Raw genomic sequence first — 26,433 nt, forward strand, 5'->3', positions numbered from 1 at the left:
GAAGGGCCGCACGCCCCCGGAGGAACGCCCCATGCCGCCCACGCCGTCCCCCGCCGGGGAGGATCTCGCCGCGAGCACCGTCCGGACCGTGACCCTGCGGCTGATGCCGCTCCTCGGCCTGCTCTACCTGATCGCCTATATCGACCGGCAGAACGTCTCCTACGCCAAGCTGGAGATGGTCGGCAGCCTCGGCCTCTCCGAGACCGCCTACGGGCTCGGTGCCTCGCTGTTCTTCCTCGGCTACTTCCTGTTCGAGGTGCCGGCCAACGTCTTCTTGGAGCGGGTCGGCGCGCGGATCTGGTTCGCCCGGATCATGATCACCTGGGGGATCGTCACCGTCCTGCTGGGCTTCACCCAGGGCACGGCGATGTTCTACGTGCTGCGCTTCCTGCTCGGCGCCGCGGAGGCCGGCTTCTTCCCCGGCGTACTGTTCGCCCTGACCCTGTGGTTCCCGCAAGCGCACCGGGCGCGGATGATCGGCTGGTTCATGATCGCCAGCGCCATCGCCAACGCGGTCGGCGCAGCGATCGGCGGCGCGCTGCTGGGCCTCGACGGGCTCCTCGGCCTCCAGGGCTGGCAGTGGGTGTTCCTGGCCACCGGCGCGCCGGCGATCCTCATGGCCGCGGTGGTGCTGTTCGTCCTGCCGGACGGCCCCGAGACCGCGCCCTGGCTGTCGCAGGCCCAGCGCGACTGGCTCGCCCGCACGCTCCGGGCCGAGCGCGAGGACGGCGGCCACGTCGACCACGGCAACCCGTTCGCGGCGCTCCTCGACCGGCGGGTGCTGATGCTCGCCGGGGTCTACGTCTCCCTGCCGCTCGCCGCCTACGGCCTGGGCTACTGGCTCCCGACCGTGGTCAAGGGCTTCGGCGTCTCGAACCTGACCAACGGCTTCCTCAACATCATCCCGTGGCTGGTCACGGCCTTCGCCCTGTGGTGGGTGCCGCGCCACGCCGCCCGCACGGGCGCGCAGGGCAACGCCCTGACCTGGCACGTGGTCGGGCCGGCGCTGGTCGGGGCGGCGGGCCTCGCGCTCTCCGTCGTCCTGCCGGGCAACGCCGTGAAGTTCGCCTGCCTGTGCGTGGCCGCGGCCGGGACCTTCGCGGCCCAGCCGGTCTTCTGGTCGATGCCCGGGACGTTCCTGCGCGGCGCCTCGGCGGCCGCCGGGATCGCGGCGATCAACTCGGTGGGCAATCTCGGCGGCTTCGTCGCCCAGAACGCCGTGCCGTTCATCCGCGACCAGACCCAGAGCGACCTCGTGCCGATGCTGTTCCTGGCCGCCTGCCTCGCCGTGGGGGCCGGCCTCATGTTCGTGGTGCTCTCCGCCCTGCGCCGCGACGCGGCGCGGCGGGCGGTGCCGACGGCCGCGAGACCGGCCTGAACACGGTCCGGATTCGTGCGTTATCCTTCCTCAGGCCGGCGCGACCGGCAGGATGATGCAGACCCGCAAGCCCGCGGGCCATCGTCGAGGAGGGCACCGCGATGAGTCAGGGATTTCCGCTCATGATCCTCGCCTTCGGGACGCTCGGCGGCATCTGGTTCCTGGCCGCCGCGGCCCGGAAGCAGGTCGCCGACGCCAAGGGCAGCCCCGAGCGTTCCAGCGTGATTCACAACCACGGCGGCGAGCCGCGCCCGAACATGCAGGGCACCGAGCACTAGGGTAGCCGAGCACCGGGGCGGCCGCTCCCGCCGCGCGTCCGTCAGCCGGCGGCGATCCGGCGGCAATGCGCGAGGGCGGCGCCGATCAGGTTGTCGCTGGCCTCGGGCGTGCGGAACGCCGAGTGCGCCGACAGGGTGACGCTGGGCAGCCGCGCCAGCGGGTGATCCGCCGGCAGCGGCTCGACCGCGAACACGTCGAGCCCGGCCCGCGCCACGTGGCCGGTGCGCAGGGCCGCGACCAGGGCGGCTTCGTCGAGCACCGCCCCGCGGGCGGTGTTGATCAGCATCGCGCCGGGCTTCATCGCGGCGATCCGCGCGGCCGACAGGAAGCCGCGCGTCGCGTCGGTCAGGAGCAGGTGGAGCGAGACCACGTCGCTCTCGGCGAGCAGGCGGTCGAGCGGGACGAAGTCGACGCCGGGATGGGTCTTCGGGGTCCGGTTCCAGGCGAGCACCCGCATGCCCACGCCCCGGCAGAGGCGCGCCATCTCGGCCGCGATCCCGCCGAACCCGACGAGGCCGACGGTCTTGCCGGTGAGCTGGATCCCCTCGGTGCGCAGCCAGGATCCGGCGCGCATCGCCCGGTCCATCTCGGGCAGGCCGCGGGCGGCGGCCCACATCAGCGCGAAGGCGCACTCGGCGACCGCCGTGTCGCCGTAGCCCTTGATGGTGTGGACGGTGACGCCGAGCGCGTCCTGGAGCGCCTCGGGGTCCATGTAGCTGCGGGCGCCGGTGCCGAGGAACACGACGTGCTTCAGGCCCGCGCAGGCCCGGGCCACGTCGAGGGGGAGGGCGGTGTGGTCGATCACCGCGATCTCCGCCCCGGCCAGGATCGCGGGCAGATCCTGCGGCGCGATGCCGGGATCGGCGTGGATCGCGAAGGGCGGGTCGTCCGGCCGCAGCAGCCGCCGGGCCACCGCCGCCAGGGTCTCGCTGGCATCCACGAACACAGCGCGCATCGGCGTCTCCCTCATCCGGCCCCGTCCGGCCACGATGCGTCCGGTGCGCGGGCCGTGCCAAGGCCCGATCGGGAATGGCCGCCGTCTTTGCGAGCGGAGCGAAGCAATCCAGTCGGCGCCACGATCTCAGAGGTCGCGCGGCCCTGGCGCGCTTCGCTCCGCTCGCGAAGACCGGTCAGCCCGCCAGGGTCAGGCAGAGCGCGAGGAGCGCCAGCACGAGCCCGCCCTGGAGCCAGCAGGCCGTCCGGTAGAGGGTGAGGGCCCGGGCGATGTCGTCGGCCGCGGCCGCGTCCCGCCCGTCGCCCATATGGGCGTCCGGGACGAGGGTGCCGTCGTAGACCCGCGGCCCCGCGAGCCGCAGGCCCAGCGCCCCCGCCATGGCGGATTCGGGCCAGCCGGCATTGGGCGAGCGGTGATGGCGCGCATCGCGCATCATCGCCCGGAACGCCCCCCGGGCGTCGGCGCCGCGCAGGGCCGCCGCCCCGGCGATCAGCAGGCCCGCGAGCCGGGAGGCCGGCAGGTTGACGCCGTCGTCGAGCCGGGCCGCCGCCCAGCCGAAGGCCTCGTAGCGCGGGCTGCGGTGGCCGATCATGCTGTCGGCGGTGTTGATCGCCTTGTAGAGGGCGCCGCCCGGCAGGCCGAGGCAGCCGATCCAGAAGGCCGGCGCCACGATCCCGTCGGAGAAATTCTCCGCCAGGCTCTCGATCGCGGCCCGGCAGACCGCCGCCTCGTCGAGGCGCTCGGGGTCGCGCCCGACGATCATCGCCACGGCCCGGCGCCCGGACTCGAGGCCGCCCGCGCGCAGGGCCGTCTCCACGGCGGCGACGTGCTGGTGCAGGCTGCGCTGCGCCGGCAGGCTCGCGCTGAGCAGGCCGAGGAGGAGCAGAGCGGGGAGGGGGCCCGCGAGCCCCGCCAGCGCCGCGACGGCGAGGGCCGGCAGGCCCACCGCGGCGAGCAGCAGCGCCAGCGCGAGGCAGCCGGCGCCCCGCCGCCGGCGCGCCGAGCCGCGGTTGAGGCCGCGCTCCAGGGCGGCGATCAGCCGGCCGATCCAGGTGACAGGGTGACCGGCCGCCCTGTAGAGCCCGTCGGGATAGCCGACCGCCGCCTCGATCCCGAGGGCGACGGCGAGGACGGCGAGCGTGTCGGCGAACGTACCGGGCAGATGGACCATTCGGTGTGGAGCGTTCCCGCGCGTGAGGCCGCCCCGATCGCGCATGGCGGCGATCTCGGCGGACTCCGACAAGCCTTTCCCGACGCGCCGGAGCCCTGGCTCGACCTCTCGACGGGGATCAACCCGGTCCCCTATCGCGTGCCCGCCCTGGAGGCCAGCGCCTGGGCGCGCCTGCCCGAGGCCGCCGAGGTCCGCGCGCTCCGGGAGGCGGCCGCCGCGGCCTACGGCGCGCCGGACGCCGACCACGTCGTGCCCGCGCCCGGCACCCAGATCCTGATCGAGACCCTGCCCCGGCTCCTGGCCCCGACCCGGGTCGCCGTGGTCGGGCCGACCTACGCCGAGCACGCCGCCGCCTGGGCGCGGGCCGGGCACGCGGTGGCGGAGGCTGCGAGCGTCGACGACCTCGGCGCGGCCCGGGTGGCGGTGATCGTCGATCCCAACAACCCGGACGGGCGCACCCATCCCCTGGCCGAGCGCCGGGCGCTCGCCGCGGCGCTCGGGCGGCGCGGCGGCCTGCTCGTCGCCGACGAGGCCTTCGCCGACCTCGAGCCGGTGGAGAGCCTGTGCCCGCACGTCTCCGCACCGGGCTCGGCGCCGGGCCCCGTGGTGCTGCGCTCCTTCGGCAAGACCTACGGTCTCGCCGGCCTGCGCCTCGGCTTCGCGATCGCCGATCCCGGCACGGCGGCCCGGATCGCCGCGGCGCTGGGACCCTGGGCGGTGTCGGGCCCGGCCCTGGCGATCGGGCGCGCGGCCCTGTCGGACGCGGGCTGGCGCGCGCAGGCCGCCCGGGACCGCGCGGCGGACGCGGCCCGCCTCGACCGGATGATCGCCCGCGGCGGCGGCCGGATCGTCGGCGGCACGTGCCTGTTCCGGACCGCCGACTTCCCCGACGGGCCGGACCTCTACCGGCGGCTGGCGGCGTCCGGGATCGCGGTGCGGCGCTTCGCCGGGCGTCCGGAGCGCCTGCGCTTCGGGCTGCCACCCGACAAGGCGGGCTGGTGCCGGCTGTCGCGGGTGCTCAGGTAGAGCGCCCGCCGAGCGGGTGCGGGTGCGGGTGCGGGTCGCGGGCCGCCACGATCACGGCCAGCGCCGAGAAGGCGAGGCCGACCGCGCAGACGCCCGGCCAGCCCACGAGCAGGAAGGCCTGCGAGCCGGCGTAGGCGCCGAGCGCCCCGAACACGAACAGGGTCGTGAACAGCACGGTGTTGATGCGGCCCCGCGCCCCCGGGACCAGGGCGTAGGCGCGGGTCTGGTTGGCGATGAGCGCGCCGTTCATGCCGATGTCGATGAGCAGCACGCCGAGCGCCACCGCGACCAGCGACCACGTGCCCCCGCCCCACAGGACCACGAACGACAGCGCGACCAGCAGGCTGCCGCCGAGGACGACGGGCTTCGCCCCCCGCCGGTCGGTGAAGCGGCCCGAGATCGGCGCCACGAAGGCCCCGCAGACGCCGATCACGCCGAACAGACCGGCCCCGGCGGCGGTGAGGCCGAAGGGCGGCCCCTCGACCAGCAGGGCCAGGGTCGCCCAGAAGGCGTTGAAGCCCGCGAACAGCAGCGCCTGCGACAGGCTCGCCGTGCGCAGGACCGGCTGGGTGCGGGCGAGGTGGAGGATCGACAGCATCAGGGCGCGGTAGCGCAGCGGGTGCGTCTGCGCCGTGTGGGGCAGGGTGGCCCGCGCGATGCCCGCCATGGCCAGCGCCACCACGGACGCGACCAGGAAGACCGGCCGCCAGCCGAGATGCGCCCCCAGGAAGCCGCTCGCCGTGCGGGCGAGCAGGATGCCGGTGAGGAGCCCGGTCATGACCTGGCCGACGATCCGCCCGCGGCTCGCGTCCGGGGCGAGTTCGGCCGCGAACGGGACCGCCTGCTGGGCCGCGCAGGACAGCACGCCGACCACCAGATGGGCCAGCGCGAGGCAGGCGAGGTTCGGGGCGAGGCCCACGGCGAGCAGCGCCACGGCGAGGCCGAGGCACTGCCCCACGATCAGGGCGCGGCGCGGCAGCGCGTCGCCGAGCGGCACGAGCCCGACGATGCCGAGCCCGTAGCCGACCAGGGCCGTGGTCGGCACCCACAGGGCGGCGCGGTCGCCGAACTCGGCCACGATCAGGCCGAGCAGCGGCTGGTTGTAGTAGATGTTGGCCACGGCCCCGCCGGCGATCAGCGTCAGGCCGAGCCGGGCCTTCGCGTCGAGGGGTGCGGTCACGGCAGGGTGGGGGGCAGGCAGGCGCGCCGCCGCGGAAGGGCCATGGTCGGGTCCGTGTGGGGGAGGAGATCGGAGCCGCGAGCGATACGGGCGGAGCGCGCCGCCGGGCAAGCTGCGGCGATGCATCCCTGCCGGCACACCCCGGGGCCCTTCACCGGAGCCGGCGGCGCACCATATGCGAGGGATGGCGCCGGCGCCGTCCGCACGCGAGCGGGCACCGCAGGTCCATGTCCCGGGCGTCGAGCCGTTCTCAGGTTCCGGACCGGACTACGAGCGAGAGGGCGGTTTCGTTCCGTACGAACGGCGCCGGGGCCGCCGCAGCAGGGAGTACGGGATGCCGAACTACCGCGTCGACTTCGCCAAGGAGATCCTCGGGGTGCCGTTCACGATCGGCTCTGTCGCGATCGCGCGGGCCCGCGATCCCGAGCGCGCGCGCCGCGCCGCGGAGCTGCGCTTCGCCCGCCAGCACGGCGTCGGCGACTGGCGCGAGCGGGCGGACCTCGCCACCGTGGCCGAGCGGCTCTGACGACCGCCCGCCCGGCGTCGTCGCCCGACCCCACCCGTCACACGATGTTCGTGCCGCTCCCGCACTCTGGGAGCCCCGTGTCCGCGACCGGTCAAGCTCTGGTCGCGGCGGCCGCGGCGCCGTAGAGTGGCGGGCGGATCGGGACGCCCGGCGGCGTCCGGATCCGGTTCCGCCCGCGCCCGACCGACGAGCCGGCGTCGCGGGGCCGGACACGTCTCGAATCCGGGTCGACGGGGGTCAGTGCGAAGGTCATGGCGGCGATCTCCTTCTTCGGCGACCTGCTTCAGACCATCAGCGAGCGCGGCCGCGACCTGATCGGGATCGGCCGCGGCGACCTGGGGTCCCGGGCGAGCGCCGGCGACCTCGTCAAGCTGTGCGAGGACCTGATCTCCCGGCGCGGCGAGGCCTCCGGGGTGGCGCTGGCCCGCCTGATCCTCGACCGCTACGCGAGCTTCGGCCAGGCGGAGCGCCACGCCTTCCTGCGCGCCATCGCGCTCGACTTCGACGCGGACCACGCCGCCGTCGACGAGGCGATCGCCGCCTACCGCGCCGCCCCCTCCCGCGCCCGCCTCGGCAGCCTGCACGAGGCCGCCGAGCCGCGCAGCCAGGAGCTGATCCGCCGCCTCAACCTGGCCCGCGGCGGCACGCTCAGCCTCGTGCGGATGCGCGAGGACCTGTTCGACCTGCGCCGGGCGCTGCGCGCCGGCGACGAGGCCGACCCGGCCCTGATGGACGCCGTCGACAGCCTCGACTGCGACTTCGAGCACCTGTTCGCGTCGTGGTTCAACCGCGGCTTCCTGGTGCTGCGCCACATCGACTGGACGACGCCGGCGCACATCCTGGAGAAGATCATCCGCTACGAGGCGGTCCACGCCATCTCCGGCTGGGACGACCTGCGCGCCCGCATCGAGCCGCCGGACCGGCGCTGCTTCGCGTTCTTCCACCCGGCGCTCGCCGACGAGCCGCTGATCTTCGTCGAGGTGGCGCTGACCGACCAGATCGCCCCGGCGATCGCCCCGATCCTGTCGCAGGAGCGCAAGCCGCTGCAGCCGCACGCCGCCACCACGGCGGTGTTCTACTCGATCTCGAACTGCCAGAAGGGCCTCGCCGGCGTCACCTTCGGCAACTTCCTGATCAAGCAGGTGGTCGAGGACCTGACCCGCGAGGTCCCGACGCTCAAGACCTTCGTGACCCTCTCGCCGGTGCCGGGCTTCGCCGCGTGGCTGGCGCGGGAGCGCCGGGCCGACAGCCCGCAGGGCCTGCTGCCCGAGGATGTCGAGACCCTGCGGGCGCTGGACGACCCGGCCTGGCCGGCCGACAAGGCCCGGGCCGAGACGGTGCGCCGGGCGCTGATCCCGGCGGCGGCCGCCTACTTCCTGCGCGCCAAGAACGAGCGCGGGCGCCCCCTCGACCCGGTCGCCCGGTTCCATCTCGGCAACGGCGCGCGCCTCGACCGGATCAACTTCCTGGGCGACACCTCCAAGAAGGGGCTGGCCCAGTCCCACGGCCTGATGGTCAACTACCTGTACGACCTCGCCGCCATCGAGCGGAACCACGAGACCTACGCCAATCTCGGCACCGTGGTGGCGGCCCCGGCGGTGACCCGGGAGCTGCGCGCCAAGCTGCCGCCGCCCCGGGCCGTGGTGCTCGCCGAGGCGTAGGGGACGGCGCGCGGGACCGCGCGGACGGCACGCCGCCGGAAAGGGCTCGCCGGAAGGGCCCTCGGCCGGCTATGGGTGCGTGAGACACAAAGGCCCGCGACAGCTCAAGCCTCACGATGACGAACCACCTCTTCTCCCTGGTGCGGGACGGCGCCGCCGATCCCGCCAAGACCGCGATCGAGACGCCGGACGGGCGCCGCTACGCGTATGCGGACCTGATCGCCCGCTCCGGCGCCTACGCGGCGGCCCTGCGGGCGGCGGGCGTCGCCCCCGGCGACCGGGTGGCCGTGCAGGTCGAGAAGAGCCCCGAGGTGATCTTCCTGTATCTCGGCGCGGTCCGGGCCGGCGCCGTGTTCCTGCCGCTCAACACCGCCTACACCCCGGCGGAGATCGGCTACTTCCTGGGCGACGCCGAGCCGACCGTGTTCGTCTGCGACCCGGGCCGGCGCGACGCGCTGGCCGAGGCCGCCGCCGGCGTCCGGCAGGTCTGGACCCTCGACGGGGCGGGCGGCGGCAGCGCCGCCGAGGCCGCGGACCGGGCCGCCGCGGCGGGCGCCGCCTTCGCGGACGCGCCCCGGGGCCCGGAGGATCTCGCGGCGATCCTCTACACGTCGGGCACGACCGGGCGCTCGAAGGGCGCCATGCTGACCCACGACAACCTCGCGTCGAACGCCCGGACGCTGGTCGAGTACTGGCGCTTCACCGCCGACGACGTGCTGATCCACGCCCTGCCGGTGTTCCACACCCACGGCCTGTTCGTGGCGACCAACACGGTGTTGGCGAGCGGCGGCTCCATGCTGTTCCTGCCCCGGCTCGACCCGAAGCTGATCCTGAGCCTGATGCCGCGGGCGACCGCCTTGATGGGCGTGCCGACCTTCTACACCCGGCTCCTCAAGGAGCCGGGCCTGACGCCGGAGGCCGCCCGGGGCATGCGCCTGTTCGTGTCGGGCTCGGCGCCGCTGCTGGCCGAGACCCACCGCGAATGGCAGGCCCGCACCGGCCACGCCATCCTCGAGCGCTACGGCATGACCGAGACCAACATGAGCACCTCGAACCCCTACGCGGGGGACCGGGTCGCCGGCACGGTCGGCTTCCCCCTGCCGGGCGTGTCCCTGCGGGTGGTCGAGCCCGAGACCGGCGCGGCCCTCGGGCCCGACGCGGTCGGCATGATCGAGGTGAAGGGCCCGAACGTGTTCCAGGGCTACTGGCGCATGCCCGAGAAGACCGCGGCCGAGTTCCGGGCCGACGGGTTCTTCATCACGGGCGACCTCGGCAAGGTCGACGGCCGGGGCTACGTCAACATCGTCGGGCGCGGCAAGGACCTGATCATCTCGGGCGGCTTCAACGTCTACCCGAAGGAGGTCGAGACCGAGATCGACGCCCTGCCGGGCGTGGTCGAATCCGCCGTGATCGGCCTGGCGCACCCGGATTTCGGCGAGGCCGTCACAGCCGTGGTGGTGGGCGGCGCCGGCTGCCCCGACGAGGCCGGCGTGCAGGCCGCCCTGGAGGGCCGCCTCGCCCGGTTCAAGTGCCCCAAGCGCGTCCTGTTCGTGGACGAGCTGCCGCGCAACACCATGGGCAAGGTCCAGAAGAACCTGCTGCGCGAGGCGCATGCCGGGCTGTATCGGGACTGATCCAGGCGCGCGGTCGGCCCAACGGCAAGAAGGGAACTGGACCGAGGATCGAAGCCGCGCCGTCCTTGCGCGCGAGGCGAAGCGACTCAGTGCGGCGCCACGATTCCGGACGTGGCGCCGCACTGGGTCACTGCGCTCCGCTCGTGATGACGGTGTGGGAGCGACGCGCCCGAGCCGGAACCTAAATCAGAGGTTGTGCTGCGTCCGCTCGCCCTCGGGCGGCGTGTGACCCTCCGGATCGACCACCTTGCGGGCGGCGGCGTTGAGGTTGTCCGGATCGAGGGCGGTCTGGACGAACTCGCGGCCGATATTGGTCACCTCGCGGGCGTAGCGCAGGCCCTGGTCGCGGACCTCGTCGGCCCAGGGGCCGATGCTCCGGTCCTCCTGGCGGGTGCGCGGCAGCAGCGCGCCGAGGAGCAGGCCTGCCGCCACGCCGACCACGCCGACGAGCAGCGGGTTGTCGTCCACGAAGCGCTCGACGGCGGTGCGGCCGCGGTTGATCCCCTCGATCCCCTGGTTGGTCAGGTCGTCCAGGGCCCGCATGTTGCGGCGATGGAGGGCGCCGGCCCGCTCCCGGGCATCGTCGTAGGCCGCGGAGGCGCGGTCGCGCGCCTCGTCGGCCGCCCCGCCGAGGCGGTCGTTGATGTCGTCGGCGAGGCCCGAGACGGTGCGGCGCGCCTGTCCGGCGAACTCGGTGGCCCGGTCGCCCGCCGCCCGGATGCCGTCCTTCGCGGTCGCCGCTGCATCGCGCGCGGCATCGTGCGCGGCCGCGTCGTGCGAGCCCGTCGCGGCGCCGGGCCGGAGCGGGTCGTGCAGGCCGCGCGGGTCCGGCCGGAGCGTGAAGTCGCCCGCGGCGGTGCCGGGCGCGCCCGGGTCGCCGAGGCCGGCCGGGTCCGGCCGCAGGCTCTTGTCGCCTCCGCCGTGCGGCATGCCCGCCTCGGCGGCGAGCTGCTCGGGGGTGCTGGAGGGGGTACCCGGCTTGTCGGTCATGGCGCTGTCCTCAAATGTCGGTCTCGGCGGCCCGCCTTCGGCGCCGGTGCGCCCGGTCGTCCGGCCGGGCGCGCGAGGTGTCTCATCCCGGATCCGGCCGGATCCGGACGGGTCCGGTCCTCAGATCTCGGTCGTGTCCAGCGGATCGCGGGCCGGGCGGACCGTCGGGAGATCGGGGTCGTAGCCGCGGGCCGCGCCGGTGTTCAGGGTGGGCACGCGCGCGGCCGAGACCTCGGTGCGGCGGCGCTGGGCGTCGCGGGCCATCCGGTTGAACAGCAGGCCGACGCCCGCCGCGATCAGCAGCACCGGCACCGGGTTGCGGCGCACCGCCTCCAGGGCCGAATCGTAGGTGGTGTTCAGGGCCGGAACCCGCCGGGCATTGCCCAGCATCTCGTCCACGAGATTCGGCACCGAGAGCCGGCCCTGGATGCGGTCGATCGTGTCGTCGAGCCGGGCGCGGCTCTCCTCGATCTCCTTCTCGAGGTCGTTCATCGTACTCATCCGGACACGCGCTCCGAGAGGGCCTGGGCATCCTGGCGGACCTGGCGCGTGGTGCGCTTCGGGGCCAGGGTCGAGAGGGAGAGGACGCTGCGCGCCCACAGGGCCATCCCGAGGGCGAGGAGCAGCAGCACGCCGCCGACGATCAGCGCCGAGAGCCACTCAGAGCCCACGATGGTGGCAAGCCACTTCACGAAGGCGCCGATCAGGACCAGCAGGGCGACCACGGCGAACACCGCCGAGCCGACCATGCAGGCGAGGCCGACGATGAGCTGGCGGACGTTGCCGGCCATCTCGGCCCGGAACAGCGCGATCTCCTTGCGGGCGAGCTCGTTGGTCTCGCGCAGGGCGTCGCCGATCAGGCTCTGGATGCTGGAGGGACCGGTGGATGGGCCCGTGGATGGGCCCGCCTGGCGCGGGTCGGAGCCGTGGGTCATGGCGTCAGGCCCGGAAGCTGTCGCGGGCGTCGCCGTCCGGCGCCTCCGGCGGCAGGCTGGACGACTTGATGAAGCGGGCGGCGATCAGGCCGGCCACGAAGGTGCCCACCGCCACCGCCACCGGCGCGCGCCTGGCGAAGGACTCGGCCTCGCTGTAGAACTCGCCTAGGCTGCGGCGCTCGATCGAGGAGCCGAGCTGCTCCAGCCCGTCGGCGGCGCTGTCGAAGAAGGCGCGGACGTTCGGCTTGTCGCCGAGGTCGCGGCCGGAATTGCGGATCGTCTGGGCGAGGTCGTGGACCGACTGCGCGGCGTCGGTCTTGCGCTGCTCGACGTAGCTCTGCGCCTGCAGCCGGGCCGCGTCGAGCAGGCCGCGCCCGCGCTCGGCCGCCACGTCGGCGAGCCCCTCGACGTCGCCCTGCAGGGCGCGCCACTGCGCGCGCTCCTCCGCAGCAGTGTGCGGCGCGTCGTGCGGCGCGTCGTGCGACCCCTCGCGGTGCGGATCCGCGATCGGGTCCGCGGGGGTGCCTTGCGGTAACTCGTTGCCGGCCATCTCGAAAACACTCCTCGCGGCGCGGGGACGGGGCCGCTCGCGGCGACCGCGGGCCCCGCGATGGCTGAGTAACCGACTCGGCTGTCGCGGGTTCCGGTTCCCGTGCGCCGTTCCGGCGCGCACGCCGGGTCCGGCGCGACGCGCGGCACCGCTCAGTCCCCGTTCAGGCAAGGTCTGCCAGAACCGCCACGCTTGCACAACGCTCGCACAACGCTCGCACAACGCGCGCACGGGACGCCCGATCGGGACGGAGCGGCCGCCCTGTCCCGGAACGGTAGGGCCTCGACTTGACCCGCGCCCGGCTTCACGCTTGGGTTGCCGAACGACCAACAAAGGATCGCGCAGGGACTCCGCGCGTTCTGACATAGTAGTGATGTCCCGATGCAGGCGCGGCGAGATCCTCGACCCGACCCGCGCCCCTGATCCGGAGTCGACCCGCGTGGCACGCCTTGTGATCGTATCGAACCGCGTCGCCGTCCCGGAAGAGGGCGGCAAGGCGGTGGCGGCGGGCGGCCTCGCCGTCGCGGTCAAGGAGGCCTTCACGGCCTACGAGGGTCTGTGGTTCGGCTGGAGCGGCACCATCACGGACGAGCCCTCCGAGGAGCCGACCCTGATCGACCGGGGCCGGGTCCAGTACGCCGTCGTCGACCTCTCGCCGCAGGACCACCTGGAATACTACGCGGGCTTCGCGAATCGCGCCCTGTGGCCGATCATGCACTACCGGCTCGGGCTCGGCGCCTTCTCGCGCTCGGACTATGCCGGCTACAGCCGCGTGAACCGGACCTTCGCCCGGGCGCTCGCCAAGCTGGTCGAGCCCGACGACATCATCTGGGTCCACGATTACCACCTGCTGCCGCTCGCGGCCGAGCTGCGCGGCCTCGGGCTCGACAACCCGATCGGCTACTTCCACCACATCCCCTGGCCCGCCGCCGACGTGTTCAACTCGCTGCCGGCGAGCGGCGAGCTCCTGCGCGCCATCGTCGATTACGACCTGATCGGCCTGCAGACCGAGGCGGACGTCCAGAACCTGCAGCGCAACCTCGTCGACACCCAGCGGGCGATCCCGCTCGGCGGCGGCTCGCTGATGGTCGACGGCCGCCGGACCCGGATCCGCGCCTTCCCGATCGGCATCGACGTCGCGGGCTTCAAGGAGGCCGCCGAGAAGGCCAACGCCAACAAGGTCGTGCGCGAGACCATCGCCGGCCTGCGCACCCGCAAGCTGCTGATCGGCGTCGACCGGCTCGACTATTCCAAGGGCGTGCCCGAACGGATGGAGGCGGTGGAGAGCTTCTTCGCCTCCAATCCCGACCAGCGCGGCAACGTCACCTACATCCAGATCACGCCGAAATCCCGCAGCGAGGTGCCGGAATACGAGCAGCTCGCCCGCGAGGTGAACGAGAAGGTCGGCGAGATCAACGGCTCGCTCGGCGACCCGGCCTGGACGCCGATCCAGTACATCACCAAGGCCTATCCGCGTCCCGTGCTCGCCGGCCTCTACCGGGCCGCCCGGGTCGGCCTCGTGACGCCGATGCGCGACGGCATGAACCTCGTCGCCAAGGAGTACGTCGTCGCCCAGTCCGAGGACGATCCGGGCGTGCTGGTCCTGTCGAAATTCGCCGGCGCCGCCCGGCAGCTGCCCGAGGCGCTGTTGATCAACCCCTACGACCGGTTCGAGGTCGCCGAGGCGATCCGGGCCGCCCTCTACATGCCCAAGGCCGAGCGGCTGGCGCGCTGGAAGCCGATGGTCGAGCGCATGACCCGCGAGGACGTCGACTGGTGGGCGCGCAACTTCCTGGCTGAGCTCGAGAATTTCCGCACGATCGAGCGCGAGCCGCCCACCGCCGCCGCGGCCGCCGAATAGCCGGCGCCACCCGCTGCTTCCGCCCGCCGCCCTCCGTGTGACCGGACGCCCCGCATGATCGCCGTCGACGACGGGGTGCCGGCGCCGCTCGGCGCCCATTTCGACGGGCGCGGCGTCAACTTCGCCCTGTTCTCCGAGCACGCCACCGCGGTCGACATCTGCCTGTTCGAGCCCGGGGAGCGGCACGAGACCCGCACGGTGCGGCTGCCCTGCCGGACCGACGACGTCTGGCACGGCTACCTGCGCGGCGTGCTGCCGGGCCAGCTCTACGGCTACCGGGTGCACGGCCCCTGGGACCCGGCGTCGGGCCACCGGTTCAACGCCTCGAAGCTCGTCCTCGACCCCTACGCGCGGGAGATCCGCGGCCGGATCCGCTGGCACGACGCGCTCTACGGCCACCGCCGGGGCGGCCGCGAGGACCGGATCGACCGGCGCGACAGCGCGGTCTACATGCCGAAATGCGTGGTCACCGCCCCGGAAGTGCCCGACCTCGCCCTCAACCCGGTGCGGCGTCCGCTCGCCGAGACGGTGGTGTACGAGGCGCACGTCAAGGCGCTGACCCGCACCCATCCCGACATCCCCGAGGCGGAGCGCGGCACCTACGGGGCGCTCGCCCACCCGGCGATCATCGCGCACCTCGTCAAGCTCGGCGTCACCGCCCTGGAGCTGCTGCCGATCCAGGCCTTCGCGGACGACCGCTTCCTGGTGGAGAAGGGGCTGGTCAATTTCTGGGGGTATCAGCCCCTGGGCTACTTCGCCCCGGAGCCGCGCTACCTGGGGGAGGGCGGCCTCGGCGGCCTGAAGGCGGCGATCCGGGAACTGAACGCCGCCGGGATCGAGACCTGGCTCGACGTGGTCTACAACCACACCGCCGAGGGCGACCATACCGGCCCGACGCTGTCGTTCCGCGGCATCGACAACGCCAGCTACTACAAGCTCGACCCGGCCGACCCGCGCCGCAATCGCGACTGCACCGGCTGCGGCAACACCTTCGACGCGAGCCACCCGCGGGTGATGCAGCTCGTGCTCGATTCCCTGCGCCACTGGGTCACCGCCTACGGCATCGCGGGCTTCCGCTTCGACCTCGCCTCGAGCCTCGGGCGCGCGCCCTTCGCCTTCACCCCGCAGGCGGCCTTCTTCCAGGCGGTGGCGCAGGACCCGGTGCTGGCGCGGGTCAAGATGGTGGCCGAGCCGTGGGATGTCGGGGAGGGCGGCTACCAGCTCGGCGGCTACCCGCGCGGCTGGAGCGAGTGGAACGACAAGTTCCGCGACGCGGCCCGGGGCTTCTGGAAGGGCGATTCCGCCACGCTCGCCAAGGTCACGCAGGGGCTGACCGGCTCGCGCGAGGTGTTCGCCCCGTCCCGGCGCTCGCCGCTGGCCAGCGTCAACTTCATCGCCAGCCACGACGGCTACACGCTCGCCGACACGGTGTCGTACGAGGCGAAGCACAACGCGGCCAACGGCGAGGACAACCGCGACGGCCATAACCACAACGTCAGCCGCAACTACGGCGTCGAGGGCGACACCGACGACGCGGCGATCCTCGCCCTGCGCGCCCGCCAGAAGCGCAACATGCTGGCGACCGTGATGCTGGCCCAGGGCGTCCCGATGCTGCTCATGGGCGACGAGCGCTCCCGCAGCCAGGGCGGCAACAACAACGCCTACGCCCAGGACAACCCGACGAGCTGGATGGACTGGAGCGTCGATCCGGACCCCGCCCTCACGGACTTCGTCGCCAACCTGCTGGCCCTGCGCCGGGCTCAAGCCGCCCTGCGGCGGCGGCGCTTCTTCACCGGCGCGCTGATCGACCCCGACGAGCCGCTGCGCGACGTGCACTGGCTCTCCCCCGAGGGCATCGAGATGGAGGTCCGGCACTGGTCGGACGACGGGCTCCAGGTGTTCGGCATGCAGATCGGCAACGACGGCGATCCGGGCGAGCGCCTGCTGATGCTGTTCAATGCCGGAGTGGAGGCCGTCAGCTTCCGCCTCGCCCCGGTGATCGGCGGCCCGTGGACGCCGGTCTTCGACACGGGCGAGCCGGCGGGCGCCCGCGCGCCCGACGCGCCGGCGATCGCGGCCGGGACCGCCGTGCCGCTGCCGGGCCGCACGGTCCTGGTGCTCACCGCGCCGGGGACGGAGACCGGCAACCGGGGCGCCTGGGTGCCGGGCCGGTAGGGGCGAGGCGCCCCCGGGGGCGGCCGGAATCGGCCGGGAGGCGCCGTCAGTCGAACAGGCTGGAGACGCTGGATTCCGTCGCGGTCCGGCCGATCGCCTCGCCGAGCAGCGGCGCGATCGTCGCCACCCGGATGTTGCGGGCGAGCTTGACGGCCTGGGTCGGCTGGATCGAGTCGGTGATCACCAGTTCCTTCATCCGCGAGGCGGCGATGCGCGAGACCGCGCCGCCCGACAGCACGCCGTGCGTGATGTAGGCCGAGACGTCCTTGGCGCCGGCGTTGAGCAGGGCCTCGGCGGCGTTGACCAGGGTGCCGCCCGAATCGACGATGTCGTCGACCAGGATGCAGGAGCGGCCCTCGACCTCGCCGATGATGTTCATCACCTCGGACTCGCCCGGGCGCTCGCGGCGCTTGTCGACGATGGCCAGCGGGCAGTCGATCCGCTTGGCGATGGCCCGGGCCCGGACCACACCGCCGACGTCCGGCGAGACCACCATCCGGTCGGCGCTCGGCAGCCGCTCCTTGATGTCGCGCACCATCACGGGGGCGGCGAACAGGTTGTCGGTGGGGATGTCGAAGAAGCCCTGGATCTGGCCGGCGTGGAGGTCGAGGGTGAGGACTCGGTCGGCGCCGGCTTCCGTGATCAGGTTCGCCACCAGCTTGGCCGAGATCGGCGTGCGGCCGGAGGTGCGCCGGTCCTGCCGTGCGTAGCCGAAATACGGGATCACCGCCGTGATGCGCCGGGCCGAGGACCGGCGCGCGGCGTCGATCATGATCAGCAGCTCCATCAGGTGGTCGTTGGCCGGGAACGACGTCGACTGGACGATGAACACGTCCTCGCCGCGCACGTTCTCCTGGAGCTCGACGAAGATCTCCATGTCGGCGAAGCGCCGGACCATGCACTTGGCGAGCGGCAATTCGAGATAGGCCGCGATCGCCTCGGCCAGGGGCCGGCTGGCATTCCCGGCGATGATCTTGATCGAGGATTTCATGGGCGGCCGCTCGCTCGCGGCCGGACCTCCCGCCGCTCTTGTTCAGACCGGTTCCCGAGGAGCCGGAACGATCCGATGACGGGCGAGGCTCTTAGCAGCGGGCAGGAAGTGTCACAATGCCTTCACGGCCGCCCCGCGCGCACCGCGCACTCACCGCGCGCTCACCGCGGATGCGCGCGGCGGACCCGGAGCCGGGCCGGGGCCGCGCGCTCGGTCCCCTCAGGGGGCCGGCGGCTCCAGCAGCCGGTGCAGGTGCACCACGAAGTAGCGCGTCTGCGCGCTGTCGACGGTGGCCTGGGCCTTGGCCCGCCACGCGGCCTGGGCGGAGGCGTAGTCCGGGAAGATGCCGACGATGTCGAGGTTCTTGATGTCCCGGAACCGGACCCCGTCGAGATCCTGCAATTCACCGCCGAAGACCAAGTGCAGCTTCTGGTCGCTGTCGATTGCCGTCGTCATGGCCCGTCCTCCGTTCCTTCGCGGCGCTCGCAAATGGCGGGCCCGCGGTCAAGCCTGAACATCCGCAGGCGAGCCCTGAGCCCGCCGCAGGCCTGCGGCGGAGGCGCAACCCCGGACGCGCCGTGCTACGAGCGGCCCATGACACGCCGCCCTCTCTCCGACGCCGTCCTCGTCGCGCTGGCCCTCGGCCTCGGCGCGACGCAGGTTCAGGCGCAGCAGGCGCCCCGCGCGCCCCGCGCGGCCGGCCCCGACAGGAGCGCCCCGGACCGGCGGGCCGGGCCGCCGGTGATCGGCTGCCCGTCGCTGGCCAATTACCGCATGCTGATGCGCGACGGGGCGGCGGCCGCCGCGGCGCACCTGGCCGATCCCAAGGCGGACCATCTCGGCTGCGCGGCGCTGGCGCGCACGGAGGTCACCGGCATCGTCGACAAGGTGACGCTGGGCGGCCAGAGCTACGACTGCGCCGGCGTGCGCGGCACCACGGCCTGCCACTGGATCGCGCCCGGGACGATCCCCGAGGCTCCCGCGCCCGCCAAGCGCTGACGGACGGGGCCCCGGCGCGGCTCCCGGCCAGGCTCCGGTCGGACTCTCGGTCAGCCTCCCGGCCCGCGCTCAGCGCAGGTGGCCGCTGGCGCGCAGATCCCGCTCGACGGCGTCGTGAACGGCCTGGAGGGGATTGTCGTTGATGGCGGCGGGCGGGTGCAGCGGCGCCATCGGGGCGGGCCGCGTGTCGAGGCTCGGCAGGATCGTGGCCTCGGCGCCCGGCCGACGCGCGGGCCGGCGCGCCGCCAGCGCCCGCAGCGCCTCGCGGGCGCCCGGCGGGAGGAACGTGACGAGTCTGTCCAGCATGGCCGGCCTCAGCGCGCACGGCCGGCCGAGGCCGGCGGGGACGGGACGGTGGTGGACCAGTTCTTCACGCGGGCACCCAAGCGGGATCGATCGCGGGAAACGAGCCGGCACCCCCACAGTTCCGATGCAGCAGTATTGCGAATTTTATCGCACGTGTCGCCCAGATATCGGCGAACACTGATTTATCGGTTGCGACTATCTGAAGAATGGCGGAAGCGGATGGGAATCGAACCCACCGTACGCTGTTGGCGTACCGCTGGTTTTGAAGACCAGGAGGGCCACCAGACCCCGTTCGCCTCCACGGCCGGGGGTACGGGCGGGGCGGGGCGGGGTCAAGGCCGGCCGCCTGCGGCGGATCGCGCCGCCGGTCCGCCGCCCGGGCGCCCGGATTCGTATTAATTCCGCCACACTGTTGTGGCCCTGCACCAGTCATGCCGTTCCTGAGACGCTCACGGACAGAGGAAGGCCCCGCGCCGGTCCCCGAGAGGGGTACCGACGGGACGGGCCGGGACGCGGGCCAGACGGCCGCGGATCAGCAGGACGCGGGCACGCCCGCGGGCCCCGAGGCGGCCCAGCCGTCCGGCACGCCCCTGGCGGAGTCCCTGCGGCCGGGCCCGCGCGGTCCCGGCTGGATCGGCGCCGCCATGGTGGTCACCGCCCTGGTCTCGGCGCTCGCGACCTTCCTGATCCTGGCCGGCGTGATCCGGGTGACGCCGACGCCGGCCTACGGCGTGACGCTGCTCGCCATCAACGCCGCCCTGGTGCTCGGCCTCGCCGTCATCATCGCCTGGGAGGCGCGGGTCTTCCTGCACGCCCGCAAGGCCAACGCCGCGGTGGCGCGCCTGCACACCCGCATCGTCGGCCTGTTCTCGCTGATCGCGATCCTGCCGACGATCCTGCTCGCCGTGGTGGCGTCCGTGACCATCGACCGGGGCCTGTCGCTCGGCTTCACCGACCGGGTCCGCGACGTGGTGCTGAAATCCGTGGAGGTGGCCGACGCCTACCAGGAGAACCAGTGCCAGAGCCTCGCCCGCGAGATCCGCATCCTCGCCGACGACCTCACCCGGGCCCGGCCGAACTTCGACGTGAACCGGGACTGGTTCCAGACCTTCCTGACCACCCGGGCGACCAATCTCGGCCTGCCGGTCGCCCAGATCATGCGCGGCCCCACCGAGGTGGTGGCCCGGGCCAAGATCGACGTCCTGAAGACCAACCGCCTGCCCTCGGCGGCGGCCTTCGAGGACGCGGCCAACTCGGCCGACCCGATCTGCCTCCTGCCCACCGAGGGCCGGGTCTTCGCCGCGCTGCTGCGCATGCCGGCCTACGACGACGCCGTGCTGATGGTGCAGCGGGAGGTGAGCCAGCTCGCCATCGAGTTCCCCGGCGTCTCCCGGGCGGCGGCGGCCGAGTACCTCACCTACGATTCGCTGCGGCGCTCGATCCAGATCACCTTCGCGTCGGTGTTCCTGCTGATCGCGCTGATCGCGCTGCTCTCGGCCGTGTGGTTCGGGATGAACTTCGCCAACCGGTTCGTGGCGCCGATCCGCCGGCTGATCAACGCCGCCGACCAGGTGGCGTCGGGCAATTTCTACGCCCAGGTGCCGACCAAGAAGACCAGCGGCGACCTCGCCCATCTCGGCGAGAGCTTCAACAAGATGACCCAGGAGCTGCGCCGCCAGCACGCGGGCCTGATCGCCGCGAGCGACCTGATCGACACCCGCCGCCGCTTCACCGAGGCCGTGCTGTCGGGGGTCTCGCCCGGGGTGATCGGCCTCGACGCGGCGGGCTTCGTCACCATCGCCAACCCGGCCGCCGAGCGGATGCTCGACCTGGAGAGCGACGCCCTGGTGGGCCAGCCGCTCGGCCGCGCCGTGCCGGAACTCGCCCCCGTGCTCGCCGAGAGCGAGGCGCGCCCGCGCAGCCTGCAGCAGCAGCAGGTCCAGCTCACCCGGTCCCGGGGCGAGCGCACCATCACGGTGCGGGTCACGAGCGAGCAGGCGCAGGGGGCCTCCCGCGGCTCGGTGGTGACGCTCGACGACATCACCGACCTCGTCCAGGCGCAGCGCAGCTCGGCCTGGGGCGACGTGGCGCGCCGCATCGCCCACGAGATCAAGAACCCGCTGACCCCGATCCAGCTCTCCGCCGAGCGGATCCGGCGCAAGTACGGGAAGGTCATCACCGCCGACAAGGAGGTGTTCGACCAGTGCACCGCCACGATCGTCCGGCAGGTGGACGAGATCAAGCGCATGGTCGACGAGTTCTCGGCCTTCGCGCGGATGCCGAAGCCCGCCATCGCGCCGAACGACCTCACCGAGATCGCCAAGCAGAACCTGTTCATGATGCGCGTGGCGCACCCGGACATCGACTTCGCGTTCTCGGCCCAGGGCGGCGCGGGGAGTTCGGAGAAGATCGTGGCGGCCTTCGACATCCGGCTGCTCAGCCAGGTGATCACCAACATCCTCAAGAACGCCGTCGAGGCGGTGGCCGAGGTGCCGGAGGCCGAGCTCGGCAAGGGCAAGATCGCCCTGAGCCTCGCCGTCGAGGACGGGTTCGCGGTGATCGCCGTCACCGACAACGGCAAGGGATTTCCGGCCGAGGGGCGCCAGCGCCTGCTCGAGCCCTACATGACCACCCGCGAGGGTGGGACCGGACTGGGGCTTGCTATCGTCAGCAAGGTGCTTGAGGAGCACGGCGGCGGGATCGAGCTGAACGACAATCCCGCCGGCCGCGGCGGCCAGGTCCGGATGCGGGTCCCGCGCGAGCACGGGCCCGAGCCGGCGGCGGCGGCCCTCGAGACCAGCCCCGTCACGACAGAGGAGAAGGGCGCCGCGCCGACGGCCCCCCGGATCGCGGAGATGCACGCATGAGCGCCGATATCCTGATCGTCGACGACGAGGCCGACATCCGCGACCTCGTCGCCGGGATCCTGGACGACGAGGGCCACCGCTGCCGCACGGCCGGCGGCTCGGACGAGGCGCTCGCCGCCATCGAGGCGCGCCGGCCGCACCTCGTCTTCCTCGACATCTGGCTGCAGGGCTCCCGGCTCGACGGCCTGCAGGTGCTCGACCTGATCAAGGCCGCCAACCCGGACCTGCCGGTGGTGATGATCTCGGGCCACGGCAACATCGAGACCGCGGTCTCGGCCATCAAGGCGGGCGCCTACGACTTCATCGAGAAGCCGTTCAAGGCCGACCGGCTGATCCTGGTGGCCGAGCGGGCGCTGGAGGCCTCCCGGCTCCGGCGCGAGGTCCGCGACCTGACGGCGCGCTCCGGCGCCACAAACCGCATCGTCGGCACCTCGCTCGCCATCAACCAGCTGCGCCAGACCCTCGACCGGGTGGCGCCGACCAACGCCCGGGTGATGATCACCGGGGCGCTGGGCTCCGGCAAGGAGCTCGCGGCGCGCAGCCTGCACAAGGCCTCGGCCCGGGCGAACGGCCCGTTCGTGCTGCTCAACGCGGCGGCGATCCTGCCCGAGACCATGGAGGCGGAGCTGTTCGGGGTCGAGGGCGAGAGCGGCCGCCGGGTCGGCGCCCTGGAGGAGGCCCACGGCGGCACCCTCTACCTCGACGAGGTCGCCGACATGCCGCGCGAGACCCAGAACCGGATCCTGCGCGTCCTCGTCGACCAGAACTTCCAGCGGGTCGGCGGCACGACGCGGGTCCACGTCGACGTGCGCATCATCTCGTCCTCGTCCCGGGACCTTCAGGAGGAGATCGCCGCCGGCCGCTTCCGCGAGGACCTGTTCCACCGCCTCTCGGTGGTGCCGATCCGGGTGCCGGCCCTGTCGGAGCGCCGGGAGGACGTGCCCGAGCTGATCCAGTTCTTCATGGACAACATCTCGTCCCAGACTGGCCTGCCCAAGCGCCGGATCGCCGAGGACGCGATGGCGGTGCTGCAGTCGCACAACTGGCCGGGGAACGTCCGCCAGCTCAAGAACAACGTCGAGCGGCTGATGATCCTCACGCAGGCCGACCCGGAGCAGGAGGTCACCTCCGAGATGCTGCCCTCCGAGATCGGCGCCCTGGTGCCGACGACGCCGGGCGGCGCGGGCGGCGAGAAGCTGATGAGCCTCGCGCTGCGCGAGGCCCGCGAGATCTTCGAGCGCGAGTACCTCGTGGCGCAGATCGCCCGGTTCTCGGGCAACATCTCGCGCACCGCCGAGTTCATCGGCATGGAGCGCTCGGCCTTGCACCGCAAGTTGAAGTCCCTCGGCATCGGCCCGTGAGGCCGCGGCGCCGGGGGGCGCGTTGAGGGCGGGGCCGATCCGTCACGGATCGGCTGGAACGGGGGTTGCTTGCGCCCACGCTTTCACGTCGTCATGGTGTTTGTATACACGACGCTGGACCGGATGATCGGACGATCCGGCCCGCGGCATACCCATCCCGGGCCGAGTGAAGCCGGGACAACAAGAAGGCCAAGAAGATGGCGGGCGAACGCGCACAGAACCTTCAGGACACCTTTCTCAACCATGTCCGCAAGAACAAGATTCCGCTGACCATCTTCCTCGTCAACGGCGTCAAGCTCCAGGGCGTGGTGACGTGGTTCGACAATTTCTGCGTGCTGCTGCGCCGGGACGGGCACTCGCAGCTGGTCTACAAGCACGCGATCTCCACGATCATGCCGGGCCATCCCGTGCAGCTGTTCGAGCCGGACGAGACCGCCGAGAAGGCGTGATCGTCTCGACGGGCGAGGGGGTCGCCGCGTCGGGGATGACCGCCGCCCGTGCATAGCCGCGCGTCGGCGCCCGGCGCCGCCGTTCCGGGGCGCCGCGGTCGAGCCCGGACCCCGCGAGCGCGCCGGGAGCCGGCAGGGCGCCGGGTCCGGATCCCGGGCCCCGCTGCGCGGCCCGGGTATGACCGGGCGACAGCGGATATCCGCCGCGTTTCCGGCTCCGAGCCTTGGCCCGGCCCGCCCGCATCCCCATTCTGTCGAATCCGACCTCTCGAACGAAGCCGCCGGCCTCCCGGCGGTGCCAAAGGCTGCATGAGCGAGACGCTGACGTCCGGCGAAGCCCGCCTCCAGGCGCAGGCCGCCCCCGAGGGCGAGATCGCCGCGGCGACCCACACCCTGGTGATCGGCCCCTACCTCGCGCGCGGCGCGCCGGGGGCCGGCCCCGGACCGGCCGCGCCGTCGCGCTCCGTGGAGGCCCGCCTCGACGAGGCGACCGGCCTCGCCGCCGCGATCGAGCTCGACGTCGTCGAGAGCCTCGCCGTCAGCCTGCCGCGGATCCGGCCCTCCACCTACCTCGGCAAGGGCCGGGTCGAGGAGATCGCCGGCCTGATCCGCGCCCGCGAGATCGGCCTCGTGGTGATGGACTGCGCCCTGTCGCCGGTGCAGCAGCGCAACCTCGAGAAGGCCTGGGGCGCCAAGGTCATCGACCGCACCGGCCTGATCCTCGAGATCTTCGGGCGCCGCGCCTCGACCCGGGAGGGCACGCTGCAGGTCGAGCACGCCCACCTCGCCTACCAGAAGTCCCGGCTCGTCCGCTCGTGGACCCACCTCGAGCGCCAGCGCGGCGGCTTCGGCTTCCTGGGTGGCCCCGGCGAGACCCAGATCGAGGCCGACCGGCGCATGATCCAGGAGCGCATGACCCGGATCGAGCGCGACCTCGACGCGGTGGTGCGCACCCGGGGCCTGCACCGGCAGAGCCGGGCGCGGGTGCCGTACCCGATCGTGGCGCTCGTCGGCTACACGAACGCCGGCAAGTCGAGCCTGTTCAACACCCTGACCCGGGCCGAGGTCACCGCCAAGGACATGCTGTTCGCTACCCTCGACCCCACCGCCCGGGCGACCAAGCTGCCCCACGGCGAGACCGTGATCCTGTCCGACACGGTGGGCTTCATCTCCGACCTGCCGACGCCCCTGATCGCCGCCTTCCGGGCGACGCTCGAGGACGCCATCGAGGCCGACGTGCTGCTCCACGTGCGCGACGTCTCCCACGTCGATTCCGAGGCCCAGGCCGAGGATGTCGGCGAGGTCCTGCGCGAGCTCGGCATCGAGACCAGCGCCGACCGGATCATCGAGGTCTGGAACAAGGCCGACCTCCTCGACGACGACGAGCGCACCCGCCTCCTGAACCTCAGCGGCCAGGCCAGGGCCCGCAACGACCGCGACAGCGCCGCGCCGGTCCTGGTCTCGGCGCTGACCGGGGAGGGGCTCGCCGCGCTCACCAGCCGGATCGAGGCGCGGATCGGGCGCAACCGCGCGAGCTTCGCGGTGGCGCTGCCGCCGGAGGACGGGGCGGCGCTGAACTGGCTCTACGAGAACGCCGAGATCCTCGACCGCCGCTCCGAGGCCGACGGCACCCTGCACCTCGCGATCCGGATCGCCCCCGAGAAGGAGCCGCGCTTCCTCAACCGCTTCGCGGCGGCCCGGCGCCTCGGCCGGGGCGGTTGATGGCCTCGGGCAGCGCCGGCAACCCGACGCTCTCCGCGCTGCAGCCCGCGCGGGCTCCGGCCGAGCGCCGGGCGGATCCCGGATCGGACGACGAGGCGGTGCTGCGGGCCATGCAGGCCGGCGGCGGCCTGCGCCTGCTCGGCCTGCGGGTGGTGATCGTGCTGGTGCTGCTGATGGCGGCCCAGGCCTATGACGGCTCGCTGCACGCCCTGAGCCACTGGTTCATCCTCGCCCTGTACGGCCTCGGCACGATCTGGTTCGGGCTGCGGGAGCGTGGCGGCGGCCCCGCGGCCAGCGCCTACAGCTGGGCCGGCACCGGGCTCAATGCCGGGCTCGCCGTCTACGTGATCATCGAGCACATGCTGGCCGGCGGCGGGGCCGGGCTCGGCGCCGACGCGGTGAGCCGCCTGCCCGCCTTCCTGCTCCTGCTCCAGACCGGCCTGAGCATGCGGGTGGCGCAGACCCTGCTGTTCTGCGGGCTCGTCACCGTCTGCTGGAGCGCGGCCTTCCTGGTCGGCCTGGTCCATCCGGACCTGTTCCCGAACGCCGACACCTTCCCGACCGCGCAGGTCACCGGGCTCGCCACCTTCATGGCGGCGGGCCTCCTGGTGGTCGACGGTATGATCCGCCTGCGCGCCGCGGTGGCGCGGGCCCTGCGCATGGAGCACGAGCGCTCCCAGCTCGCCCGCTTCGTGCCCGACACGGTCGCCCTCGACCTCGCCGCCGAGGACGGCGATTCCGGCCTCGGCATCCACCGGCGCCACGCCTGCCTGATGATCCTCGACATCCGCGGCTTCTCGCGGCTCTCCCGGGAGCACCCGCCCGAGGCCATGGTGACGGCCCTGCTGGCGGTCCGGGCGGCCGCCCAGGCGGCGGTGGCGGAGCAGGGCGGCCTCGTCGACAAGTACATCGGCGACGCGGTGCTGGTGCAGTTCGTCGTCGGACACCCCGACGCCCAGGCGCGCGCGGCGCTCGCCTGCGCCCTGTCGATCCACGACCGGATCGCCGCGCTCAACGCGGCCCGCGCCCGGGAGGGGCTGTTCGCCCTGCGGGTGGTCGTCGCCCTGCACGCGGGCGACCTCCTGGTCGGGGTCTTCGACGACGGGGTGCGGGCCGAGTACACGGTGCTGGGCCCGGCGATGAACGCCCTGGCGCGGATCGAGACCCGGGCCAAGGCGGCCGAGATCGAACTCGCCGCCTCCGGGCATTTCCTGGACCTGCTCGACGGGACGCTCCCGTCCGGCATCCGGGCGGCGCCGGTGCCGGATGCCGACCTGCCGGAGCACCTGACCCTGTTCTCGATCGCGGCGTAGCGGAGCGCCCGGTCCGGCCGTCACCGCCCGGACCGGAGGTGCCTCTCCGGGGGCGTCGCGCGGCCCGGGATCGGGCCGCGGCGCGCGATGTCGACCCGGCGCGG

Annotated in this window: 25 protein-coding genes and 1 tRNA gene; 14 read left to right on the forward strand and 12 right to left on the reverse strand. The window is 73.3% G+C overall.

Annotated features, from left to right (window positions below; translation table 11 throughout):
- The first annotated feature begins 31 nt into the window (after window positions 1-31).
- Both LOK46_RS07920 and LOK46_RS07925 read left to right on the forward strand, forming a co-directional pair.
- Window positions 32-1,378, forward strand: coding sequence for an MFS transporter (locus LOK46_RS07920; protein ID WP_273563272.1), 1,347 nt, complete (start codon window positions 32-34; stop codon window positions 1,376-1,378).
- A gap of 101 nt (window positions 1,379-1,479) precedes the next feature.
- The gene (locus tag LOK46_RS07925) at window positions 1,480-1,656 is read left to right on the forward strand and encodes a hypothetical protein (RefSeq protein WP_273563273.1); all 177 of its coding nucleotides are present in this window, start codon (window positions 1,480-1,482) and stop codon (window positions 1,654-1,656) included.
- Window positions 1,657-1,697: 41 nt separating this feature from the next.
- On the opposite strand, the gene LOK46_RS07930 is transcribed toward LOK46_RS07925, so the two are convergent.
- Both LOK46_RS07930 and cbiB read right to left on the reverse strand, forming a co-directional pair.
- Window positions 1,698-2,612, reverse strand: coding sequence for an NAD(P)-dependent oxidoreductase (locus LOK46_RS07930; RefSeq protein ID WP_273563274.1), 915 nt, complete (start codon window positions 2,610-2,612; stop codon window positions 1,698-1,700).
- Between the two features lie 175 nt (window positions 2,613-2,787).
- Entirely contained in the window at window positions 2,788-3,783 is a 996-nt protein-coding gene (cbiB, locus tag LOK46_RS07935) for an adenosylcobinamide-phosphate synthase CbiB (RefSeq protein WP_273563275.1), read from the reverse strand.
- On the opposite strand from cbiB, the gene cobD reads away from it, so the two are divergent.
- Entirely contained in the window at window positions 3,775-4,809 is a 1,035-nt protein-coding gene (gene cobD, locus LOK46_RS07940; RefSeq protein WP_273563276.1) for a threonine-phosphate decarboxylase CobD, read from the forward strand. The genes cbiB and cobD overlap by 9 nt on opposite strands.
- On the opposite strand, the gene LOK46_RS07945 is transcribed toward cobD, so the two are convergent.
- Complete coding sequence (locus LOK46_RS07945) at window positions 4,802-5,989, reverse strand: MFS transporter (RefSeq protein WP_273563277.1); 1,188 nt, start codon at window positions 5,987-5,989, stop codon at window positions 4,802-4,804. The two genes, cobD and LOK46_RS07945, sit on opposite strands and share 8 nt — an antisense overlap.
- 334 nt (window positions 5,990-6,323) lie before the next feature.
- On the opposite strand from LOK46_RS07945, the gene LOK46_RS07950 reads away from it, so the two are divergent.
- Window positions 6,324-6,515, forward strand: a complete 192-nt coding sequence (locus LOK46_RS07950; protein WP_012318462.1) for a hypothetical protein — start codon at window positions 6,324-6,326, stop codon at window positions 6,513-6,515.
- Between the two features lie 91 nt (window positions 6,516-6,606).
- Here LOK46_RS07950 and LOK46_RS07955 read toward each other — a convergent pair whose 3' ends face one another.
- Window positions 6,607-6,768, reverse strand: a complete 162-nt coding sequence (locus LOK46_RS07955; protein ID WP_273563278.1) for a hypothetical protein — start codon at window positions 6,766-6,768, stop codon at window positions 6,607-6,609.
- On the opposite strand from LOK46_RS07955, the gene LOK46_RS07960 reads away from it, so the two are divergent.
- Both LOK46_RS07960 and LOK46_RS07965 read left to right on the forward strand, forming a co-directional pair.
- A complete protein-coding gene (locus LOK46_RS07960) occupies window positions 6,767-8,176 on the forward strand; it encodes a malonyl-CoA decarboxylase (protein ID WP_273563279.1) in 1,410 nt (469 codons plus the stop codon). The genes LOK46_RS07955 and LOK46_RS07960 overlap by 2 nt on opposite strands.
- 116 nt (window positions 8,177-8,292) lie before the next feature.
- A complete protein-coding gene (locus LOK46_RS07965) occupies window positions 8,293-9,810 on the forward strand; it encodes a malonate--CoA ligase (protein ID WP_273563280.1) in 1,518 nt (505 codons plus the stop codon).
- A gap of 186 nt (window positions 9,811-9,996) precedes the next feature.
- Here LOK46_RS07965 and LOK46_RS07970 read toward each other — a convergent pair whose 3' ends face one another.
- From LOK46_RS07970 to LOK46_RS07985, 4 genes are all read right to left on the reverse strand, one after another.
- Window positions 9,997-10,800, reverse strand: a complete 804-nt coding sequence (locus LOK46_RS07970; RefSeq protein WP_273563281.1) for a hypothetical protein — start codon at window positions 10,798-10,800, stop codon at window positions 9,997-9,999.
- Window positions 10,801-10,920: 120 nt separating this feature from the next.
- Window positions 10,921-11,292 carry a DUF3618 domain-containing protein gene (locus LOK46_RS07975; RefSeq protein WP_273563282.1) on the reverse strand — a complete coding sequence of 124 codons (372 nt, stop codon included), beginning with the start codon at window positions 11,290-11,292 and terminating at the stop codon, window positions 10,921-10,923.
- Between the two features lie 5 nt (window positions 11,293-11,297).
- Window positions 11,298-11,735: a phage holin family protein gene (locus tag LOK46_RS07980; protein ID WP_273563283.1), complete on the reverse strand. Its 438-nt coding sequence runs from the start codon at window positions 11,733-11,735 to the stop codon at window positions 11,298-11,300.
- Between the two features lie 4 nt (window positions 11,736-11,739).
- Window positions 11,740-12,285, reverse strand: a complete 546-nt coding sequence (locus LOK46_RS07985) for a hypothetical protein (RefSeq protein WP_273563284.1) — start codon at window positions 12,283-12,285, stop codon at window positions 11,740-11,742.
- Window positions 12,286-12,724: 439 nt separating this feature from the next.
- Here LOK46_RS07985 and LOK46_RS07990 point away from each other — a divergent pair, with 439 nt between their 5' ends.
- Together LOK46_RS07990 and glgX are read left to right on the forward strand one after the other, a co-directional pair.
- Window positions 12,725-14,146, forward strand: coding sequence for an alpha,alpha-trehalose-phosphate synthase (UDP-forming) (locus LOK46_RS07990; RefSeq protein ID WP_024830509.1), 1,422 nt, complete (start codon window positions 12,725-12,727; stop codon window positions 14,144-14,146).
- 54 nt (window positions 14,147-14,200) lie between these two features.
- Window positions 14,201-16,321, forward strand: a complete 2,121-nt coding sequence (gene glgX, locus LOK46_RS07995; RefSeq protein WP_273563285.1) for a glycogen debranching protein GlgX — start codon at window positions 14,201-14,203, stop codon at window positions 16,319-16,321.
- A 46-nt stretch (window positions 16,322-16,367) separates the two neighbouring features.
- On the opposite strand, the gene LOK46_RS08000 is transcribed toward glgX, so the two are convergent.
- Both LOK46_RS08000 and LOK46_RS08005 read right to left on the reverse strand, forming a co-directional pair.
- A complete protein-coding gene (locus tag LOK46_RS08000) occupies window positions 16,368-17,312 on the reverse strand; it encodes a ribose-phosphate pyrophosphokinase (RefSeq protein ID WP_012318471.1) in 945 nt (314 codons plus the stop codon).
- A 219-nt stretch (window positions 17,313-17,531) separates the two neighbouring features.
- Entirely contained in the window at window positions 17,532-17,768 is a 237-nt protein-coding gene (locus tag LOK46_RS08005) for a DUF4170 domain-containing protein (protein ID WP_273563286.1), read from the reverse strand.
- Between the two features lie 138 nt (window positions 17,769-17,906).
- Here LOK46_RS08005 and LOK46_RS08010 point away from each other — a divergent pair, with 138 nt between their 5' ends.
- On the forward strand, window positions 17,907-18,311 hold the full coding sequence (locus LOK46_RS08010; RefSeq protein WP_273563287.1) for a hypothetical protein: 405 nt from the start codon (window positions 17,907-17,909) through the stop codon (window positions 18,309-18,311).
- Between the two features lie 69 nt (window positions 18,312-18,380).
- Here LOK46_RS08010 and LOK46_RS08015 read toward each other — a convergent pair whose 3' ends face one another.
- Together LOK46_RS08015 and LOK46_RS08020 are read right to left on the reverse strand one after the other, a co-directional pair.
- Window positions 18,381-18,617, reverse strand: coding sequence for a hypothetical protein (locus LOK46_RS08015; RefSeq protein WP_273563288.1), 237 nt, complete (start codon window positions 18,615-18,617; stop codon window positions 18,381-18,383).
- 207 nt (window positions 18,618-18,824) lie between these two features.
- Window positions 18,825-18,917, reverse strand: a tRNA-Sec gene (locus LOK46_RS08020).
- Between the two features lie 131 nt (window positions 18,918-19,048).
- On the opposite strand from LOK46_RS08020, the gene LOK46_RS08025 reads away from it, so the two are divergent.
- The 5 genes from LOK46_RS08025 (at window position 19,049) to LOK46_RS08045 (ending at window position 26,329) form a co-directional block, all read left to right on the forward strand.
- Window positions 19,049-21,484, forward strand: coding sequence for a sensor histidine kinase NtrY-like (locus tag LOK46_RS08025; RefSeq protein ID WP_273563289.1), 2,436 nt, complete (start codon window positions 19,049-19,051; stop codon window positions 21,482-21,484).
- Window positions 21,481-22,845 carry a nitrogen assimilation response regulator NtrX gene (gene ntrX / locus LOK46_RS08030; RefSeq protein WP_012318476.1) on the forward strand — a complete coding sequence of 455 codons (1,365 nt, stop codon included), beginning with the start codon at window positions 21,481-21,483 and terminating at the stop codon, window positions 22,843-22,845. The genes LOK46_RS08025 and ntrX overlap by 4 nt, the downstream gene beginning before the upstream one ends.
- 197 nt (window positions 22,846-23,042) lie before the next feature.
- Window positions 23,043-23,294, forward strand: a complete 252-nt coding sequence (gene hfq / locus LOK46_RS08035; RefSeq protein ID WP_007563033.1) for an RNA chaperone Hfq — start codon at window positions 23,043-23,045, stop codon at window positions 23,292-23,294.
- Between the two features lie 309 nt (window positions 23,295-23,603).
- Entirely contained in the window at window positions 23,604-25,016 is a 1,413-nt protein-coding gene (gene hflX, locus LOK46_RS08040; protein WP_273563290.1) for a GTPase HflX, read from the forward strand.
- The gene (locus LOK46_RS08045; protein WP_273563291.1) at window positions 25,016-26,329 is read left to right on the forward strand and encodes an adenylate/guanylate cyclase domain-containing protein; all 1,314 of its coding nucleotides are present in this window, start codon (window positions 25,016-25,018) and stop codon (window positions 26,327-26,329) included. The genes hflX and LOK46_RS08045 overlap by 1 nt, the downstream gene beginning before the upstream one ends.
- Window positions 26,330-26,433 lie beyond the last annotated feature (104 nt).

This window comes from Methylobacterium sp. NMS14P, from assembly GCF_028583545.1.
GTDB lineage: Bacteria > Pseudomonadota > Alphaproteobacteria > Rhizobiales > Beijerinckiaceae > Methylobacterium.